Origin of the sequence: Mucilaginibacter sp. KACC 22063 (genome assembly GCF_028736115.1) — a bacterium.
Classification (GTDB): Bacteria; Bacteroidota; Bacteroidia; order Sphingobacteriales; family Sphingobacteriaceae; genus Mucilaginibacter.
Genome location: NZ_CP117877.1, coordinates 3,730,403 through 3,746,352, shown reverse-complemented (window position 1 = coordinate 3,746,352; position 15,950 = coordinate 3,730,403). Strand labels below are relative to the sequence as shown.

The 15,950-nt window shown below is 40.7% G+C and carries 12 protein-coding genes and 1 tRNA gene; 12 read left to right on the top strand and 1 reads right to left on the bottom strand.

Annotation, left to right across the window (positions count from 1 at the left end):
* The first annotated feature begins 55 nt into the window (after positions 1–55).
* The 9 genes from PQ461_RS16160 to rpoC all read left to right on the top strand — a co-directional run bounded on the left by PQ461_RS16160 (position 56) and on the right by rpoC (position 11,612).
* Positions 56–129, top strand: a tRNA-Trp gene (locus PQ461_RS16160).
* A 17-nt stretch (positions 130–146) separates the two neighbouring features.
* A complete protein-coding gene (secE, locus tag PQ461_RS16155) occupies positions 147–341 on the top strand; it encodes a preprotein translocase subunit SecE (RefSeq protein ID WP_274206570.1) in 195 nt (64 codons plus the stop codon).
* 15 nt (positions 342–356) lie between these two features.
* A complete protein-coding gene (gene nusG / locus PQ461_RS16150; RefSeq protein ID WP_274206569.1) occupies positions 357–899 on the top strand; it encodes a transcription termination/antitermination protein NusG in 543 nt (180 codons plus the stop codon).
* Positions 900–1,018: 119 nt separating this feature from the next.
* Positions 1,019–1,462 carry a 50S ribosomal protein L11 gene (gene rplK, locus PQ461_RS16145; protein WP_274206568.1) on the top strand — a complete coding sequence of 148 codons (444 nt, stop codon included), beginning with the start codon at positions 1,019–1,021 and terminating at the stop codon, positions 1,460–1,462.
* Positions 1,463–1,487: 25 nt separating this feature from the next.
* Positions 1,488–2,186, top strand: a complete 699-nt coding sequence (rplA, locus tag PQ461_RS16140; RefSeq protein ID WP_274206567.1) for a 50S ribosomal protein L1 — start codon at positions 1,488–1,490, stop codon at positions 2,184–2,186.
* A gap of 2 nt (positions 2,187–2,188) precedes the next feature.
* Positions 2,189–2,710, top strand: coding sequence for a 50S ribosomal protein L10 (rplJ, locus tag PQ461_RS16135; RefSeq protein WP_274206566.1), 522 nt, complete (start codon positions 2,189–2,191; stop codon positions 2,708–2,710).
* A 60-nt stretch (positions 2,711–2,770) separates the two neighbouring features.
* The gene (rplL, locus tag PQ461_RS16130) at positions 2,771–3,154 is read left to right on the top strand and encodes a 50S ribosomal protein L7/L12 (protein ID WP_274206565.1); all 384 of its coding nucleotides are present in this window, start codon (positions 2,771–2,773) and stop codon (positions 3,152–3,154) included.
* A gap of 240 nt (positions 3,155–3,394) precedes the next feature.
* Complete coding sequence (gene rpoB / locus PQ461_RS16125) at positions 3,395–7,198, top strand: DNA-directed RNA polymerase subunit beta (protein ID WP_274206564.1); 3,804 nt, start codon at positions 3,395–3,397, stop codon at positions 7,196–7,198.
* A 124-nt stretch (positions 7,199–7,322) separates the two neighbouring features.
* The gene (rpoC, locus tag PQ461_RS16120) at positions 7,323–11,612 is read left to right on the top strand and encodes a DNA-directed RNA polymerase subunit beta' (protein WP_274206563.1); all 4,290 of its coding nucleotides are present in this window, start codon (positions 7,323–7,325) and stop codon (positions 11,610–11,612) included.
* A gap of 139 nt (positions 11,613–11,751) precedes the next feature.
* Here rpoC and PQ461_RS16115 read toward each other — a convergent pair whose 3' ends face one another.
* A complete protein-coding gene (locus tag PQ461_RS16115; RefSeq protein WP_274206562.1) occupies positions 11,752–12,285 on the bottom strand; it encodes a hypothetical protein in 534 nt (177 codons plus the stop codon).
* A gap of 194 nt (positions 12,286–12,479) precedes the next feature.
* Between PQ461_RS16115 and PQ461_RS16110 the strand changes: the two genes are divergently transcribed.
* Genes PQ461_RS16110 through PQ461_RS16100 form a run of 3 tightly spaced genes read left to right on the top strand, consistent with a single transcriptional unit; the run spans position 12,480 to position 15,946 of the window.
* Positions 12,480–12,788, top strand: coding sequence for a DUF3467 domain-containing protein (locus PQ461_RS16110; RefSeq protein WP_274304014.1), 309 nt, complete (start codon positions 12,480–12,482; stop codon positions 12,786–12,788).
* A gap of 30 nt (positions 12,789–12,818) precedes the next feature.
* Positions 12,819–13,604, top strand: a complete 786-nt coding sequence (locus tag PQ461_RS16105; protein ID WP_274206561.1) for a polysaccharide biosynthesis/export family protein — start codon at positions 12,819–12,821, stop codon at positions 13,602–13,604.
* 5 nt (positions 13,605–13,609) lie between these two features.
* Entirely contained in the window at positions 13,610–15,946 is a 2,337-nt protein-coding gene (locus PQ461_RS16100; protein ID WP_274206560.1) for a GumC family protein, read from the top strand.
* The last annotated feature ends 4 nt before the right edge of the window (positions 15,947–15,950 follow it).

Below are 15,950 nucleotides of genomic sequence, written 5' to 3'. Positions count from 1 at the left end.
TAATTAGAAACATAAGTCTGCCATTAAACGCAGACTTATGTTTTCTTAATAATACACGGGAATAGTTCAACGGTAGAATAGAGGTCTCCAAAACCTTTGATCAGGGTTCGAATCCTTGTTCCCGTGCCAAAAACGATTAATACAAGATGGCTAACGTAGCTGAATATATTAAAGAGTCTTATATCGAGTTAACCCAAAAGGTTACCTGGCCAACCCTGCGTGAATTGCAGAACAGCGCAATTTTAGTGTTGGTTGCCGCTATTATCATAGCCCTTGTAATTTTTGGAATGGACCAGATCATTGGTTATTTGGTTAAGCAATTTTATAGTTCACTTACTTAATTATATACAGATAGGATGAGTGAAAATTTAAAATGGTATGTGGTTAGGGCTATTAGCGGGAAAGAAAAAAAAGTAAAGCAATATATTGATGCCGAAATTAACCGTTTGGGCATTTCGCATTTAGTACCGCAGGTTTTAATCCCTACCGAGAAATATTATCAGATGCGTGATGGTAAGAAGATCGCTAAAGAGCGTAACTTCTTTCCGGGTTATGTGCTGATGGAAGCAGCCTTAGATGGCGAGCTTGAGCACATCATCAAAAATATAAATAGTGTTATTGGTTTCCTTGGCGACAAGGCTGGTAATGCTATCCCGCTTCGTCAGGCTGAAGTTAACCGTATCTTAGGTAAGGTTGATGAGATGACTACCCAGGGCGAAACAATGAATGTTCCTTATTACGTTGGCGAGAACGTTAAAGTAATGGATGGTCCTTTCAACGGTTTCAGTGGTGTTATCGAAGAAGTAAACGAAGAGAAAAAGAAACTGAAAGTAATGGTAAAGATATTCGGGCGCCGTACGCCGCTTGAGTTGAATTACATGCAAGTAGAGAAAGAATGAGGAATGAAGAAGGACTGATATTCAGTCACTCACTCATTCAATAATTCAAGACTATAAAGAGCTTAAATGTTACATAGCTTCCACTTACTAACATTGAGTAATAAATTAAGTAAATTAAAATGGCAAAAGAAGTCGGTGCGTTAGTAAAACTACAAGTTAAAGGCGGCGCTGCTAATCCATCTCCCCCAATTGGACCTGCATTAGGTGCAAAAGGTGTGAACATTATGGAGTTTTGTAAGCAGTTCAATGCCCGTACCCAGGATAAACCTGGCAAGGTGTTACCGGTAGTTATTACTGTTTACGTAGACAAGTCTTTTGATTTTATCATTAAAACCCCTCCTGTAGCTGTTCAGTTAATGGAAGTTTCAGGCTTAAAAGGTGGTTCGGCAGAGCCAAACCGTAAAAAGGTAGCTAACGTTACCTGGGATCAGGTTGAAACTATTGCCAAAGATAAAATGCCAGACTTGAATGCGTTCACAGTAGAATCAGCCATGAAAATGGTTGCTGGTACTGCCCGCAGCATGGGTATCACTGTATCTGGTACAGCCCCTTGGAACAAATAATTAACACACAAATCAGTTTAAGAAAGTGGCAAGATTAACAAAAAATCAAAAAGCAGTACTCTCTAAAATTGAGGCTAACAAAGCGTACTCTTTACAAGAGGCAGCAACTTTGGTAAAAGATATTACTACTACCAAATTTGACGCTTCAGTTGATATCGATGTTCGTTTAGGTGTTGATCCGCGTAAGGCCAATCAAATGGTTCGCGGTATTGCTACCTTACCTCACGGAACCGGTAAAACTGTGCGTGTGCTTGTACTTTGTACTCCTGACAAAGAGCAGGAAGCAAAAGACGCCGGCGCAGATTACGTAGGTTTAGATGATTACATTGCTAAAATAGAAGGCGGTTGGACTGATGTTGACATCATTATTACCATGCCAAGTGTTATGGCTAAAGTTGGACGTTTAGGTCGTATCCTGGGTCCTCGTAACTTAATGCCTAACCCTAAATCTGGTACAGTAACTACCGAAGTTGGTAAAGCTGTTAAAGAGGTTAAAGCTGGTAAAATTGACTTTAAAGTTGACAAAACAGGTATCATCCATGCCTCAATAGGTAAAGTATCTTTCCCTGCTGAGCAGATCTATGAAAATGCTTTGGAAGTATTACAAACCATTTCAAAGTTAAAACCTTCAGCAGCAAAAGGAACATATTTCAAGAGCATTCACGTCTCTTCAACTATGTCTCGCGGAATCGAAGTTGAAACTAAAACAGTAGCGGGGATCTAATCATGAATAAAGAAGAAAAATACGAACTGGTTGAAGCTCTAAGCGAGCAGATCAAAGAGTATGGTAATTTCTATATTACTGATACTGCAGACCTAACCGTTGCTAAGGTTAACGACATCCGCCGTAAATGTTTCGATGGCGACATCGTGATGAAAGTTGCTAAAAACAGCTTAATCAAGAAAGCCTTAGAAGCATCAGAAGGCGATTTCAGTCCAATCTTCGATACATTGAAAGGTTCATCAACCATCTTATTCTCAAAATCAGCAAAAGCTCCGGCTAAGCTGATCAAAGAACTAAGAAAAAAGGGTGATAAACCGGTATTGAAAGCAGCATATGTATATTCAGCAGCCTTTGTTGGCGATAACCAGCTGGATGCATTAATGACGCTGAAATCAAAAGAAGAATTGGTTGGCGAGATCATTGGATTATTGCAATCACCTGCTAAAAATGTACTTTCTGCTTTACAATCAGGCGGAACTACAATTGCAGGCCTTGTTAAAACATTACAAGAAAGAGAAGGTTAACGAACGCCTACACAAAGTTCGATATTTATTAAAAACGTATTAAAGTAAAATTTAAATAAAATGGCAGATTTAAAAGCGTTTGCTGAACAGTTAGTAAACTTAACAGTAAAAGAAGTTAACGAGTTAGCTCAAATCTTAAAAGACGAGTATGGTATTGAGCCTGCTGCTGCAGCTGTTGCAGTTGCTGCTCCTGCTGCTGGTGGTGGCGATGCTGCTCCTGCTGCTGCAGAGCAAACTGCTTTCGATGTAATATTGAAAGAAGCTGGCGGTCAGAAATTAGCTGTTGTTAAGTTAGTAAAAGACTTAACTGGCCTTGGCTTGAAAGAAGCTAAAGACTTAGTTGACGGCGCACCAAAAGAATTAAAAGCTGGTGTTTCTAAAGAAGAGGCTGAATCTCTTAAAAAACAATTAGAAGAAGCAGGCGCAGTTGTTGAGGTTAAGTAATTTAACCCGGCGATAGCCTAAAGCATACAGACTCCGACCGGTAAAACGGTTGGGGTCTATTGCCATTTATACGGTTTGTGTTAAGCAAACAGGGCTTGGGCGCTAATTAAACCCAGCCTCAATATGTTAAGCCAAATCCTCAGATGGGAGATAACAGATCAAATGCGGCAGCGCAATGCAGCCTCAAATCAAAAATCTAACATCTCAAATCTTTTTAAATAAACTTAAAATTATAATCCCTTGGCAAACAACAATAATCAAAGAGTAAACTTTGCAACCAGCAGGCACGTAATTGATTACCCTGACTTTCTGGATGTTCAGTTGCAATCTTTCAGGGAATTTTTTCAGTTGGAAACTACTTCAGACAACCGCCACAAAGAAGGCTTGTTTAAAGTGTTTGCTGAAAACTTCCCGATCTCAGATTCAAGAAACATCTTTGTTTTAGAGTTTCTTGATTATTTTATTGACCCGCCACGTTACGATATACAAGAATGTATCGAACGCGGATTAACTTACAGTGTACCTCTGAAAGCTAAGCTGCGCTTATCTTGTAATGACGAGGAGCACGAAGACTTTGAAACCATTGTACAGGACGTGTATCTGGGTACCATCCCGTACATGACTCCAAAAGGTACCTTTGTGATCAACGGTGCCGAGCGTGTTATCGTTTCTCAGTTACACCGTTCGCCAGGTGTGTTCTTTGGCCAAAGCCGCCACACTAACGGTACGAAATTATACTCTGCCCGTGTAATCCCTTTCAAAGGGTCATGGATTGAGTTTGCTACAGACGTTAACAACGTGATGTATGCATATATCGACCGTAAAAAGAAATTCCCGGTTACAACTCTGTTACGTGCTATCGGTTATGATTCAGATAAAGACATCTTAGAGCTTTTCGAACTTGCTGATGAAGTAAAGGTGAGCAAATCAGGCCTTAAAAAGTTCATTGGCCGTAAGCTTGCTGCAAGAGTGCTTAAGAAATGGGTGGAAGACTTCGTTGATGAAGATACCGGTGAGGTAGTTTCTATTGACCGTAATGAGATCATTCTTGAGCGTGAAACCGTATTGGAAGATGACCATATCGATATGATCATTGATGCTGGTGTTAAAACTATCATCCTTAACAAGGAAGATGCTTCAACCAGCGGTGATTATACCATTATATATAATACCTTACAAAAGGATACTTCAAACTCAGAGAAAGAAGCGGTAGAGCACATTTACCGTCAGTTACGTAACGCTGAACCACCAGATGAGGAAACTGCCCGTGGTATCATCGACCGTTTGTTCTTCTCTGATAAACGATACGATTTAGGTGATGTGGGCCGTTACCGCATTAACCGCAAACTGAAACTTGACACTTCAAACGATATCAAAGTTTTAACCAAGCAGGATATCATTGCTATTGTTAAGTACCTGATCAAATTGATCAACTCTAAAGCTGAGGTGGATGATATTGACCACTTATCAAACCGTCGTGTACGTACGGTAGGTGAGCAGTTATACGCCCAGTTTGGTGTAGGTTTAGCACGTATGGCACGTACCATCCGTGAGCGTATGAACATCCGTGATAACGAGGTGTTCACACCAACCGACCTGATCAATGCACGTACATTATCATCTGTGATCAACTCGTTCTTCGGGACCAACCAGCTTTCACAGTTTATGGACCAAACCAATCCACTGGCAGAGATTACGCACAAGCGTCGTCTGTCAGCCCTTGGGCCGGGCGGTCTGTCACGTGAGCGTGCAGGTTTCGAGGTTCGTGACGTTCACTATACCCACTATGGCCGTTTATGTACCATTGAGACACCAGAGGGACCAAACATCGGTCTGATCTCGTCTCTGTGCGTTCATGCTAAGATCAACAACTTAGGTTTCATCGAAACGCCGTACAAACGTGTGGTTGATGGTAAAGTAGAAGTTAACGAGCCTGTTATTTACCTGTCTGCAGAAGATGAAGACGGTAAAACAATTGGCCAGGCTAATGCCCATTATGATGATAACGGTGTGTTTGAAACTCCACGTGTTAAAGCACGTTTCGAGGGTGACTTCCCGGTTATTGAGCCAGAGCGTCTGGACTTAATGGATATTGCGCCTAACCAGATTACTTCAATTGCAGCGTCGCTGATTCCGTTCCTTGAGCACGATGACGCCAACCGTGCGTTGATGGGTTCAAACATGCAACGCCAGGCAGTGCCTTTATTACGTCCGGAAGCTCCGATCGTAGGTACTGGTTTGGAAGGCCGTGTAGCAAAAGACTCTCGTACGCTGATCAATGCCGAAGGCAATGGTGTGGTTGAGTATGTTGATGCGAACGAGATCCGTATTAAATATGACCGTAACGAAGATGACCGTTTGGTTTCTTTCGATGGCGACAGCAAAAGCTACCGCTTAACCAAGTTTAAGAAAACCAACCAGAGCACAACCATCAACCTGAAGCCGATTGTAAAAAAAGGCCAGCGTGTTGAAAAAGGACAGGTATTGTCTGAAGGTTATGCTACCCAGAATGGCGAACTTGCATTAGGCCGTAACCTTAAAGTGGCATTTATGCCTTGGCAAGGTTACAACTTTGAGGATGCGATTGTAATTTCTGAACGTGTAGTATCTCAGGATATCTTCACTTCAATTCACGTGGAAGAGTTCGAACTTGAAGTTCGTGACACTAAACGTGGTGAAGAAGAATTAACTGCTGATATTCCTAACGTATCTGAAGAGGCTACCAAAGATCTTGACGAAGACGGTATCATCCGTGTTGGTGCAGAGGTTAAAGAAGGCGACATCCTGATTGGTAAGATTACTCCTAAAGGCGAATCTGACCCTTCACCGGAAGAGAAACTTTTACGTGCCATCTTTGGTGACAAAGCGGGCGACGTTAAAGATGCTTCTTTAAAAACGCCTCCATCAATTGGTGGTGTTGTTATTGATACTAAGTTGTTCTCCCGTGCTAAAAAGACTTCAAAATCTGAAGAAAAAATGCAGCTGGAGAAACTGGATAACAAACACGAAAAAGCGATCAAGGACCTTAAAAATATCCTGATCGAGAAATTGTTCGAGATTGTTAACGGTAAAACATCACAAGGTGTTTACAACGTTTATAAAGAACTGCTTGTTCCGAAAGGTGTTAAGTTTACCCAGAAAATTCTGGCCGAGCTTCAATACGAAAACATCAATCCAACTAAATGGACTACTGATGATGACAAGAACGATCAGATCAAATTATTACTGCATAACTACGGTATCAAAGTAAATGAGGAATTAGGTGCTTACCGTCGTGATAAATTTGCGATCAGCGTAGGTGACGAGCTTCCATCAGGTATCGTACAAATGGCTAAAGTTTACATTGCTAAAAAGCGTAAGCTTAAAGTAGGTGATAAAATGGCCGGCCGCCACGGTAACAAAGGTATTGTTGCACGTATTGTACGTGACGAGGACATGCCTTTCCTTGAAGACGGAACACCGGTAGATATCGTTCTTAACCCGCTGGGTGTACCTTCGCGTATGAACCTTGGACAGATTTACGAAACTGTTTTAGGTTGGGCAGGTAAAGAACTTGGTATTAAGTTTGCCACCCCGATCTTCGATGGTGCAAGCTATAGCGAAGTGGAAGAATGGATTGCTAAAGCAGGCTTACCTGCAACAGGCCGTACTTACTTACACAACGGTTTAACTGGTGAGCGTTTCGACCAGCCAACTACAGTAGGTATTATCTACATGCTGAAATTGGGCCACATGGTTGATGATAAGATGCACGCCCGTTCAATCGGTCCGTACTCACTTATCACACAACAACCATTGGGTGGTAAAGCACAGTTCGGTGGTCAGCGTTTTGGTGAGATGGAGGTTTGGGCACTTGAGGCATTCGGTGCAGCTAACATCCTTCAGGAAATCCTTACTGTTAAGTCTGACGACGTGATTGGCCGTGCTAAAACTTACGAAGCCATTGTTAAAGGCGAAAACCTACCTACACCATCAGTACCTGAATCATTCAACGTATTGGTTCATGAACTTAGAGGCTTAGGTTTGGATATTACATTAGAATAATGAATTGATTAGTGAAGGACGGGGCTAACAAGCCCTGTCCTTTGTTAACTTTTATGTGCAAATAGTGATCAAAGGTCACTCATTCACTAAATCACTCATTTAAATATTAAAACAAAAGGAGACTATGTCTTACAAAAAGGATAATAAAATCAAAAGTAACTTTACCAGCATTACCATCAGCTTAGCCTCACCAGAGTCTATTCTTGAGCGTTCAAGCGGTGAAGTTTTAAAACCAGAAACCATCAACTACAGGACTTATAAACCTGAGCGTGATGGTTTGTTCTGCGAGCGTATTTTTGGTCCGGTTAAAGATTACGAATGCCATTGCGGTAAATACAAACGTATCCGTTACAAAGGTATCGTGTGCGACCGTTGCGGTGTTGAAGTAACCGAGAAGAAAGTACGTCGTGAGCGTATGGGCCACATTAACCTGGTGGTTCCTGTTGCACATATCTGGTACTTCCGTTCTTTACCCAACAAAATCGGTTATTTATTAGGCCTGCCTACTAAAAAGCTTGATTTAATTATTTATTACGAGCGTTATGTAGTTATCCAGCCAGGTATTAAAGAAGCTGACGGAATTTCTAAAATGGATTTCCTTACAGAAGAAGAGTACCTTGACGTGTTAGATACCCTTCCAAAAGAAAACCAATATCTTGACGACAAAGATCCTCAGAAATTTGTGGCTAAGATGGGTGCTGAAGCTTTGGAAGAACTGTTAAAACGTATCGACCTTGATCAGCTTTCATACGACTTACGTCACCAGGCTGCCAACGAAACTTCTCAGCAACGTAAAAACGAGGCATTAAAACGCCTTCAGGTAGTTGAGGCCTTCCGTGATGCCAAAACACGTATAGATAATAACCCTGAGTGGATGATCGTAAAGATTGTTCCGGTTATCCCGCCAGAATTGCGTCCGTTAGTGCCATTAGAAGGTGGCCGTTTCGCAACTTCTGACTTAAATGACCTTTATCGTCGTGTTATTATCCGTAACAACCGTTTAAAACGTTTGATTGAGATCAAAGCACCGGAAGTAATTTTACGTAACGAAAAACGTATGCTTCAGGAAGCGGTTGACTCTTTATTTGATAACTCACGTAAAGTAAACGCTGTTAAAACTGAAGGTAATCGTGCCCTTAAATCACTTTCTGATATCCTGAAAGGTAAACAAGGCCGTTTCCGTCAAAACTTATTAGGTAAACGTGTGGATTACTCTGCCCGTTCGGTAATTGTTGTAGGTCCTAACCTTAAATTACACGAGTGCGGTTTACCAAAAGATATGGCTGCCGAGCTGTTTAAACCATTCATCATTCGTAAAATGATCGAAAGAGGTGTGGTTAAAACTGTAAAATCAGCTAAAAAGATTGTTGACCGTAAAGACCCGCTTGTTTGGGATATCCTTGAAAACGTATTGAAAGGACACCCTGTATTACTAAACCGTGCGCCTACGCTGCACCGTTTGGGTATTCAGGCATTCCAGCCAAAACTGGTTGAAGGTAAAGCGATCCAGTTGCACCCGTTAACCTGTACTGCGTTCAACGCCGACTTTGACGGTGACCAGATGGCGGTACACGTACCGCTGGGTAACGCAGCTATATTAGAAGCTCAGATCTTGATGCTGGCTTCGCACAACATTTTGAACCCTGCTAACGGTACACCTATTACAGTACCTTCTCAGGACATGGTATTGGGTCTTTATTACATTACTAAAGGCCGTAAAACCGACGAAACACGTGTTGTGAAAGGTGAAGGTTTAAGCTTCTATTCTCCGGAAGAAGTAATTATCGCTTACAACGAGAAGAAAGTTGACCTGCATGCCTTTATCAAAGTAAAAGTAAATGTTAAAGAACGCGATGGCAGCATCGTTAATAAACTAACTGAAACTACTGTAGGCCGTGTGTTATTTAACCAGGTTGTACCAGAAGAAGTTGGTTACATCAACGAGCTGTTAACTAAAAAATCGCTTCGTGATATTATCGGTGAAGTGGTAAAAATCACAGGTATGGCACGTGCAGCACAATTCCTTGACGAGATTAAGGAGTTGGGCTTTCAGATGGCATTCCGTGGTGGTTTATCATTTAACCTGCAGGACGTAAACATCCCTGCACAAAAAGTGACGCTTATTGAGCAGGCTTCGAAAGAAGTTGAAGAAGTAATGAATAACTATAACATGGGTTTCATTACCAACAACGAGCGTTACAACCAGATCATCGATATCTGGACCCGTATCAACAACAGGCTTACTGCAAACGTAATGGATATCCTGTCTAAGGATAACCAAGGCTTTAACTCTGTGTACATGATGCTTGATTCAGGTGCACGTGGTTCTAAAGAGCAGATCCGTCAGTTAGCTGGTATGCGTGGTCTGATGGCGAAACCTCAGAAATCAGGTTCAGGTGGCGAGATCATCGAAAACCCAATTCTTTCAAACTTTAAAGAAGGGCTTTCGGTATTAGAGTACTTTATCTCTACCCACGGTGCCCGTAAAGGTTTGGCGGATACGGCGTTAAAAACAGCGGATGCTGGTTACTTAACCCGTCGTTTGCATGACGTTGCCCAGGATATGATTGTTGGTGAGCCAGACTGCGGTACTTTACGCGGTATCTTTACCACAGCGTTGAAAGACAATGAGGATATTGTTGAGCCATTGTATGATCGTATTTTAGGCCGTACTTCACTGCATGATGTATTTGACCCAATTAATAACGAACTGTTAGTATCTGCCGGTCAGGATATCGATGAAGATATTGCTAAGAGAATTGAGAACTCTCCGCTTGAAGGTATCGAAATCCGTTCAGTATTAACATGCGAGAGCAAACGTGGTGTTTGTGCCCTTTGCTACGGCCGTAACCTTGCTTCAGGTAAGCGAGTACAGGCTGGTGAGGCTGTCGGTGTAATTGCTGCACAGTCAATCGGTGAGCCAGGTACACAGTTAACACTTCGTACATTCCACGTGGGTGGTACTGCATCTAACATTGCTGCTGAATCTCAGATCAATGCACGTTATGACGGTATTATTGAATTTGAGAACGTACGTACTGTAGAATTCCAAACTGCTGAAGATGGTCCGGTTGACGTAGTTTTAGGCCGTTCAGGTGAATTCCGTATCATTGAAGAAGGTAGCAATAAAGTGATCATGACCAATAACATTCCATACGGTTCATACCTGTATATAAAGGATGGTAGCAAGATCACCAAAGGCGACCGTATCTGTTCATGGGATCCGTATAACGCCGTTATTATTTCAGAATTCTCAGGTAAGGCTCAATTTGATGCTGTTTTGGAAGGTATTACTTTCCGTGAAGAGTCGGATGAGCAAACCGGTCACCGCGAAAAAGTAATTATTGATACCAGGGACAAAACCAAAAACCCGGTTATCCAGATTGTTGATAAAACCGGTAATGTAATTAAAGGTTATAACATCCCGGTAGGTGCGCACATAGCAGTTGACGAGAACGAAAAAATACAAACCGGACAGGTAATTGCTAAAATTCCACGTTCAACAGGTAAAACCCGTGACATCACCGGTGGTCTGCCTCGTGTAACAGAGTTATTTGAGGCACGTAACCCATCTAACCCGGCTGTAGTAACCGAAATTGATGGTGTGGTGACTTTAGGTGGTGTTAAACGTGGTAACCGTGAAATAACTATCGAGTCTCGTGACGGACAGGTTAAGAAATACTTAGTACCGCTTTCTAAACACATCCTTGTACAGGATAATGACTTTATTAAAGCTGGTATGCCATTGTCTGATGGTTCTATTTCACCTGCTGATATCCTTGCAATTAAAGGCCCTGCTGCAGTACAAGAGTATCTTGTAAATGGTATTCAGGAAGTTTACCGTTTGCAGGGTGTGAAGATCAACGATAAGCACTTTGAGGTTATTGTTCACCAGATGATGCAGAAAGTACAGATCGAGGATCCGGGTGATACCCGTTTCTTAGAAAGAGAAGCTGTAGATGGTTGGGATTTCATGATGGAGAATGACGATATTTTTGATAAGAAAGTAGTTGTTGAGCCGGGAGATTCAAATAACCTTAAAGCCGGCCAGATCGTATCACTGCGTAAACTACGCGATGAGAACTCTGTATTGAAACGTAAAGACCTTAAACTGGTTGAAGTGCGCGATGCAATTGCAGCTACATCAAGCCCGGTATTACAAGGTATCACACGTGCATCATTAGGTACCAAGTCGTTTATCTCGGCAGCATCATTCCAGGAAACTACCAAGGTACTGAATGAGGCAGCTATTGCAGGTAAGAAAGACAAAATGCTTGGCTTGAAAGAGAACGTGATTGTAGGTCACTTAATTCCTTCAGGTACAGGTATGCGTATTTATGATAACATCAGAGTAGGCTCGCAAGAAGAGTTTGACCGCCTGATGGCTTCTAAAACTGAAGAAGCAGAAGCTTAATCAAATAAATAACAAATCAAGAGGCGTTCCGATAACCGGAACGCCTCTTTTGTTTTATGGAAATGGCACAGCATAAAAAAGGCTCAGTTGCATAACACAACTGAGCCTTTTTAAGTAGTATTAAGGTTAAGCTATTGATTTAATAGCCGCGCGAAAGATTAAAGTAATAGGCTAAATGCAAAGCAATCATACTTACGTAAGTATCGCGCTGATGATTTACCTGATAACGCAAGCTGATATCAAGGCCGGTATCATTATCATTATAACCAATACCAGGAGCCACAATCTTTGTCATGTTGCTGCCTGTTTTAGGGGTTAAATAGCCAGCGCCTACTTCAGTTGATAAATAGATATCTTGCGATACAAAAGCTTTTGCACCTATTGTGAATGGTACTACTGAATAGTTTTTATTTTTGTCTTTTCCGGGAATAGTAAAAAAACCAGTACTTACACTTACGCCAACATTAGGTGTAGGATAGTATAGCAAATGTAATTGCCCGCCTAACCCAAATCTGGAAAGCGTACTGCCCGGATTAATCACCCCGGCTGCATCAGCCCCTATCCCAAAATGCCAGGTGTTTTCGCGGTATGCATTTAAAAAAGATTGTGCTTTTACATTTTGTGCTATAAATGCACTGGAAAATAAAAAAAGTAATAAGGAAAATTTTTTCACAGCCGTTAAATTAATATTAATTATTTGCCACATTTAATAACATATTCGAAACAGAACGTAATATTAGGTATTTTTATCTAAAAATAACTGTGGTTTAAATAAAATGTTTCTTACTTTAGTGACATATTAAACTTTGATTCATAGATAACCAGGCACAGAAATAAGTGTTTTTATTTATGAATAAATATTCATCTATGGAAGAATCGAACGAGTCACAATTGAATATTGAACTTTCTGAGGATATTGCAGAAGGTATATACTCGAACTTAGCGGTAATTACCCATTCAAATGCTGAGTTTGTGGTTGATTTTATCCGGGTTTTACCGGGAGTACCTAAAGCAAAAGTAAAATCAAGAATTATACTTACGCCTGAACATGCAAAACGGCTGTTAACAGCGCTTAAAGAGAATATAGAGAAATTTGAAGATGCCAATGGACGCATTCGCACCCATGAAGAAGGAAGCCTTGGTTTTAATTTCGGTGGCACCATAGGGCAGGCTTAACTTATCAAAATCACAGTTATAATTATCTTCATGATTAAACATTTAAAAGCTTACATAATTTTTCCGTTGATGCTGGTCTTTTTCTCTTCATGTTTTAATGAAAGGAAGATCACTTATTTTCAAAAGGGGACTAATGGAAAAGATACTATTGAAATAGCGAAAAAATATATTCCGCGTATACAATCAGAAGATATACTGTCTATTTATGTTAATTCGTTAAGCCCCGAGGCCAGCAGTTTTTTTAACCCATATACTGCAAATGTTGCCACTACGGCACAAGCCCCTGATGCGGGAACCGGATTAACTCAAGCTGCTGCGCCTGGCTACCTTGTAGATGTGGAAGGCAGAATCACCCTGCCGCTTATAGGTACGGTAAATGTAAATAACCTTACTATTAACGAAGCTACTGAAAAAATTAAAAAGCAGCTGGAGATTTATCTGAAAGAGCCTACCGTAGTTGTAAGGTTTTTAAATTATAAGGTTTCTGTTTTGGGCGAGGTTGTAAAACCCGGAATTTATGTTGTGCCTAATGAGCGAATAACCCTGCCCGAAGCTATAACTATTGCAGGTGACCTTACCACATTTGCAAAAAGAGATCAGATAGAGATTATAAGAGATGTTGATGGCAAAAAAGAATTTGCTGAAGTTGACCTTACTAAAAGAGATGTATTTGCTTCTCCATATTATTACCTGCACAGCAATGATATCATTTATGTGAAAGCATCAAAAGCAAAGGTAGCTCAATCTGATATACTTTTAAGGGTGTTGCCTATTGCAATTTCAGCACTATCATTAATAATTGTTTTACTTAAATAATTTAAATGCAAGCATCTTCAGAATTTTCTGATGAACAATTTGAGCCCGAAGTTGGCCATGAGATCAACTTTAAAGAGGCTTTGCAAAAATATCTCAGGCACTGGAAATGGATCATATTATCAGTGATTGTGATGTTTGTACTTGGTATCATTTATGCCAGGACAAGGATTCCGCTTTTTAAAATTGACACCGCAATTCTCATCAAAGACAAAGAATCAAACAGCGATAAAGACATTTTACAGCAACTGGAAATGTTTTCGTCTGATAAAATTATCGACAACGAGATCCAGATCCTAAGAACAAGTGACCTGATGAAAAAGGTAATTCAGTCTTTGGATTTAGAAAACAACTACACTGTTGACAGGCGATTTTCAAAGTATACACTTTATCGTGATGTTCCGGTAAAAGTCCAGCTTTTAAAGCGTAATGCTCAATCGTTTTTACAAACCTGGCCGGTAAAGGCATTGAACGCTAATGAGGCAGAGTTCAATGGTAAAACAATTCCCTACAATAAACCTGTAGAGACAGACGCCGGACTTATCGTGGTAACGCCAACTCAAACCAAATCAAACGAGACAGTACAGGTAGCATTTGGAACAGTTGAAGGAGTAGCACAAGCTTATATCAATAAATTAGTGATTACCCCTGCAAGTAAGCAAGCTACGGTATTGTTTATTTCAATGGAAGATGAAAATGCCGACCGCGGCAAGGATATACTCACAAAATTAGTTGACGAGTATAATCAGATATCTATTGATGATAAAAATAAAACTACAGCAAATACGCTGGCCTTTATAGAAAGCAGGCTTACCGCTGTAGCAACTGAACTAAATTCGGTAGAGAAAAAAGTTCAGGACTATAAGTCGAGCAATAAAATTGTTGACATCAGTGCCCAGTCTTCCATATTTCTTTCAGAAGTGCAAACCAATGATGCACAATTATCAAAGATCAACCTTGAATTAGGTGTTTTAAAATCATTTGAAGATTATTTAAGGAATAGCTCGCTGGATCAGATGAAATTACCTGCCATGCAGGGAATAGAAGATCCGTCGTTACTGGTGCTGATACAACAACTTGCCGATGCACAGGTAAAACGCGAAAGCATGTTAAGAACTACCCCGGCAACAAACCCGAGTGTGAGTTCAATTAGTGATCAGATCATTGCCTTGAGAAAAACTGTATTACAAACAATGCAGAATGTCAGGACAGGGCTTTTAAATAACAAAGCGCAACTGCTTCAACAAAACAACAAGTTTAGTGAAGTGATAAAGAATGTACCTGCAAAAGAGCGCGGGCTTATTGATGTAATGCGCGACAGGGATATCAAAAACAACCTGTTTACATTTTTGCTGCAAAAGCGGGAAGAAACGGCCATGTCGCTTGCCTCAACTGTATCTGATAGTAAAACAATAGACAAGGCAAAAAGCTCGTCGATGTATTTTAAACCTGCAAAGAGTGTGATCTACATTGCTTTCCTTGCAATGGGTTTATTAATACCTATCGGCGTTATATACATGGTCAATATTGTTGATTCAACTGTAAAAAGACGGTTAGATATTGAAAGAATCACACGTGTGCCTATCATAGCTCAGATCAGCCATACACCAGAGTCCAATTCATTAATCACGTTGGAACGGCCGCGTTCTATGGTTTCTGAACAAATAAGGGGCCTGCGCACAAATCTTCAGTTTATTTTGCCGAATAATGACCGTAAGGTTATTTTGTTTACATCAAACATAAGTGGTGAAGGCAAGTCTTTTATTGCGCTTAATCTGGGTGCAAGTTTGGCAACAACCGGAAAAAAAGTAATTATACTGGAACTTGATTTAAGGAAGCCAAGGTTTGATGTAATATTGGGTTTCCAGCCTGGCCTGGGGTTGTCTAACTACCTTATTGAGCAGGCCGATTATAAAAGTGTCTTAAAACAACATGCGAAGCAACCAAATCTTCATATCATAACAAGCGGGCCTATTCCGCCTAACCCTGCCGAATTATTGTTGAACGGTCGTATAGAAAAGCTGGTTGATGAATTAAGGAAAGAGTATGATTATATCATTATGGATGCTCCTCCGATAGGCTTGTTAACAGATGCCCATATACTGAGCAAATATGCGGATGCTACGCTGTTTATTGTAAGGTATGGTTATACGCATAAAGACCAGATCCAGCTGATAGAGGACCTGAGAAGAAAACGCGTATTTAATAACCTGAATATTGTATTCAATTCAATTGATAAATCAAAAACAGGTTATGGCTATGGATATGGCTACGGTTATGGTTACGGTTATTATGACGAGGAGACCAAGGGCCGTAAATCATGGTTTAATCGTCTCAAGGGTTAAATTT

What these genes read in the sequence shown, in the direction of transcription:
- secE (WP_274206570.1), top strand. Translation starts at nt 147, where the DNA reads ATGGCTAACGTAGCTGAATATATTAAAGAGTCTTATATCGAGTTAACC.
- nusG (WP_274206569.1), top strand. Translation starts at nt 357, where the DNA reads ATGAGTGAAAATTTAAAATGGTATGTGGTTAGGGCTATTAGCGGGAAA.
- rplK (WP_274206568.1), top strand. Translation starts at nt 1,019, where the DNA reads ATGGCAAAAGAAGTCGGTGCGTTAGTAAAACTACAAGTTAAAGGCGGC.
- rplJ (WP_274206566.1), top strand. Translation starts at nt 2,189, where the DNA reads ATGAATAAAGAAGAAAAATACGAACTGGTTGAAGCTCTAAGCGAGCAG.
- rplL (WP_274206565.1), top strand. Translation starts at nt 2,771, where the DNA reads ATGGCAGATTTAAAAGCGTTTGCTGAACAGTTAGTAAACTTAACAGTA.
- rpoC (WP_274206563.1), top strand. Translation starts at nt 7,323, where the DNA reads ATGTCTTACAAAAAGGATAATAAAATCAAAAGTAACTTTACCAGCATT.
- PQ461_RS16110 (WP_274304014.1), top strand. Translation starts at nt 12,480, where the DNA reads ATGGAAGAATCGAACGAGTCACAATTGAATATTGAACTTTCTGAGGAT.
- PQ461_RS16105 (WP_274206561.1), top strand. Translation starts at nt 12,819, where the DNA reads ATGATTAAACATTTAAAAGCTTACATAATTTTTCCGTTGATGCTGGTC.
- PQ461_RS16100 (WP_274206560.1), top strand. Translation starts at nt 13,610, where the DNA reads ATGCAAGCATCTTCAGAATTTTCTGATGAACAATTTGAGCCCGAAGTT.